The organism is Streptomyces sodiiphilus (assembly GCF_039529215.1).
In the GTDB taxonomy this organism is placed as follows: Bacteria; Actinomycetota; Actinomycetes; order Streptomycetales; family Streptomycetaceae; genus Streptomyces; species Streptomyces sodiiphilus.
This window is the reverse complement of sequence record NZ_BAAAMJ010000124.1, coordinates 1-2,882: the sequence shown is the minus strand read 5'-3', so window position 1 is coordinate 2,882 and position 2,882 is coordinate 1. Positions and strand designations below refer to the sequence as shown.

The window sequence follows — 2,882 nt, the reverse complement described above, 5'->3', positions numbered from 1 at the left end:
GAGCGGCTGGTGGCGGTGGAGGCTTTCGGGTTGGCTTTGAGCGACTCTGTCGGGGATCTTGGAGTTCGCGGGACAGGGGCTGTCGGCGCTTGGAACACTACGGACGGTCCTGCATGGTTCCGTCCACTTGAGGTGATCAGTGTCTGTTCGTCCCCGGTCCGGTGTAGCAGTTCCCGAGCTCACAGCTCGGATAGCGCGGGCCAGCAACCCCCGCGGCACCACGGCGATGTGGGTACGTGATCACCTCGACGGGCTCTGGGACGACAGGGACTTCGCCTCCTGGTACCCGCGCGACGGCCGCCCCGGACTCTCGCCGGCCCAGCTCGCCACGGTCTATGTCCTTCAGTTCTTACTGAACCTCTCCGACCGGCAGGCGGCCGAGGCGGTGCGGTGCCGGATCGACTTCACGTACGCCCTGGCTCTGGAGCTGGACGACCCGGGATTCCACCACAGCGTGCTGACCGACTTCCGTGATCGTCTGTGCGAGGACGATCGCGCGGACCAGCTGCTCTCCCTGTCGCTGGCGCGGATGCGGGCGGCCGGCATGGTCACCGAGCGCGGCAGACAGCGCAGTGACTCGACTCAGGTCCTGGCTGCCGCGCGGGACCTCACCCGTCTGGAGCTGGTCCTGGAAGCAGTACGCGCGGCGTTGGAGGAAACCGCCCAGCGGGCACCCGAGGTCCTGGACGGGCTGGTGGATGCCGAGTGGGCCACCCGACGGGCGCCCGGTGCGGCTTCCCAGCCAGCCAACTCACCCCGTTACCCGGCTCAAACAGGCAGGAGCAGACGCCCGCAGACTCCTGGAACGCCTGCCGCCTCACCAGCGCGGTGCTCGCGCGGAAGCGCTGCGGCAGATCGTGGTGCAGAACTTCCTCCTCGACGCCTGTGACAGGTTACGTCCGCGCACCGAGAAGGACGGACAGCCCAAAGGGGCCCTGCGGATCGTCACGCCCTACGACTGCGAAGCCCGCCGGGCGATGAGGGGCAATACCCGCTGGAGCGGCTACCTCGTCCATGTCACCGAGACCTGCGAGACCGACGATGCGCAGGCCAACCTGATCACGGACATCGCCACCACTAGGCCGACCCGGGACACCGAGGCCCTGCCCGGCATCCACACCCGGCTCCGCCACCGCCGGCTGCTGCCCCGGCAGCACCTGCTCGACGGCGGCTACCTCTCCGTGGCGCTGCTGCACCGCTCCTTCCGCGACCACGGCGTCGAACTCCTCGGCCCCGTGAAAGCCAGCGGCGCATGGCAGAGCAAGGAACAGTCCGGCTTCACCCGGGACGGCTTCTCCATCGACTTCGACCAGCGCCAGGTCACCTGCCCGAACGGCGAGACCAGCCACATCTGGCTCGAGCCACCGGCCATGGCTCCCTACACCGTGGCCCGGTTCCACCCGCACCAGTGCGACCCGTGCCCCGACCGGTCTGCCTGCACCCGCGGCACCGCTGCCCGCACCGTGAACTTCCTCCCCCGCCCCCTCCACGAGCTCCAGGCCCGGAACCGCACAGACCAGCAAGACACCCAGTGGAAACGGCTCTACGCCACCCGGTCCGGCGTCGAAGGCACCATCTGCGAGTTCATCAACGGACACCAGGCCCGACGCAGCCGCTACCACGGCATCCGCAAGACACACGTGCAGCACATCGTGACCGGCATCGCGATCAACATCGAACGCCTCGCCTCACGCACAACCCGACACCCCCACCGCCCTCGCGCACCCCAGACCTTCCAGCAGTACCTCAACACCCGCGGTCTGACCTGGGAATGCTGGTGGCGACAAGGCAAATGAGGTCACGCTCAAGATCCCCGACAGAGTCGCTCACTGAAGAATCGAGTCCATCAGCTGGCCAATCGACTTTGAATCGCCGCTAGGCGCTCCCGGCCAACAGCACGGTCGCGCTCCCTGAGCTGTGAAAGGTTACCCGAGTTCAAGTTCTCTAGAGGGGGCGCGGAAAGTGCATGTAGCTGGGATTCAGCCTCCTGGGCGAAGAATTTTGCCCCTGGGAGGTTCTGATCCAGCTGCCCCATCGCAGACAGACAGGCGTGTGCACATTTTAGCGCATCCTCGGAATCGGAGCTGGACCGATAGAGGCTTGCATAACGCAGTGCAAGAACCGCGTAGAAGGCGTAAATTTCAGATACCTCGACAATATCCTCGTCGGATGGCTTCAGCTCTTGGAATCCTTCCAGGGTCTCCACATGGCTTCGAAATGAAGCACTCGGAATTCCAGATTCCCAAAGATCCCCTGCGGCGTGGACGGCAAAATCGACATCGCTACTCCGCGTGGGGTCACCGCCACACAACCCGGTGAAGATCTGCACCATCCGCTCCGCACAGCTCGCCACGAAGGCCGAAACCTGCACGTACGACTGCCCTCGGATCGCGGCCGCAACCGCCTCATCGACTACCACACAAAACTCCTCTGGCGAGTTGTCTTCTTACCGTTTCCGGGATACACCTGACCCATCATCCTACCGCCGGTGCCTCGGATGAGCGGTGCACACACACCCAGACATACATTACGAGAGGCGCCTCCCGCCTGGGGGGCCCAGCTCATTTTATTGATGAAAAGTAGGGCGTTCTGCTCTGCGTGGGTACCTGGAATATTGTCGGCGGCGATCTCACCTTTGCCGATAGCGGATATCTGTGCGGGCGTCAGACCGTCACCAGATCCTGCAATGACGTTGATCGGGCCGTGAGGGGTCTCCGCCCGAACTGCAGCTACAGTGCTCACGTTGTTGCGAATAAATTCGTCCGGCTCAGCGGCGTGAATCTCGCTCGCTCGCGCAGAAAGGCTGCAGTTGTGAACCAGGACTGGTGTGGCGCCTGCCAGTGCATAGTAGGTGTGGTGGTTGGTGGTGGTGAGGTTGTGGA

4 protein-coding genes are annotated in these 2,882 nt (G+C 64.4%); 2 read left to right on the top strand and 2 right to left on the bottom strand.

The window, feature by feature from the left end; translation table 11 throughout:
• Positions 1 to 226: 226 nt before the first annotated feature.
• Together ABD299_RS24935 and ABD299_RS24930 are read left to right on the top strand one after the other, a co-directional pair.
• Positions 227 to 889: a transposase gene (locus tag ABD299_RS24935; RefSeq protein WP_344267070.1), complete on the top strand. Its 663-nt coding sequence runs from the start codon at positions 227 to 229 to the stop codon at positions 887 to 889.
• Positions 858 to 1,796, top strand: a complete 939-nt coding sequence (locus tag ABD299_RS24930) for a transposase (protein ID WP_344267068.1) — start codon at positions 858 to 860, stop codon at positions 1,794 to 1,796. The genes ABD299_RS24935 and ABD299_RS24930 overlap by 32 nt, the downstream gene beginning before the upstream one ends.
• Positions 1,797 to 1,846: 50 nt before the next feature.
• Here ABD299_RS24930 and ABD299_RS24925 read toward each other — a convergent pair whose 3' ends face one another.
• Both ABD299_RS24925 and ABD299_RS24920 read right to left on the bottom strand, forming a co-directional pair.
• A complete protein-coding gene (locus ABD299_RS24925) occupies positions 1,847 to 2,419 on the bottom strand; it encodes a hypothetical protein (protein WP_344267066.1) in 573 nt (190 codons plus the stop codon).
• On the bottom strand, positions 2,413 to 2,882 hold a 470-nt coding region (locus ABD299_RS24920), incomplete at its 5' end, for a hypothetical protein (protein ID WP_344267063.1). The genes ABD299_RS24920 and ABD299_RS24925, both read right to left, overlap by 7 nt.

Excerpts from the sequence above, each read along its gene's own strand:
- ABD299_RS24935 (WP_344267070.1), top strand. The coding sequence starts at position 227 with ATGTGGGTACGTGATCACCTCGACGGGCTCTGGGACGACAGGGACTTC.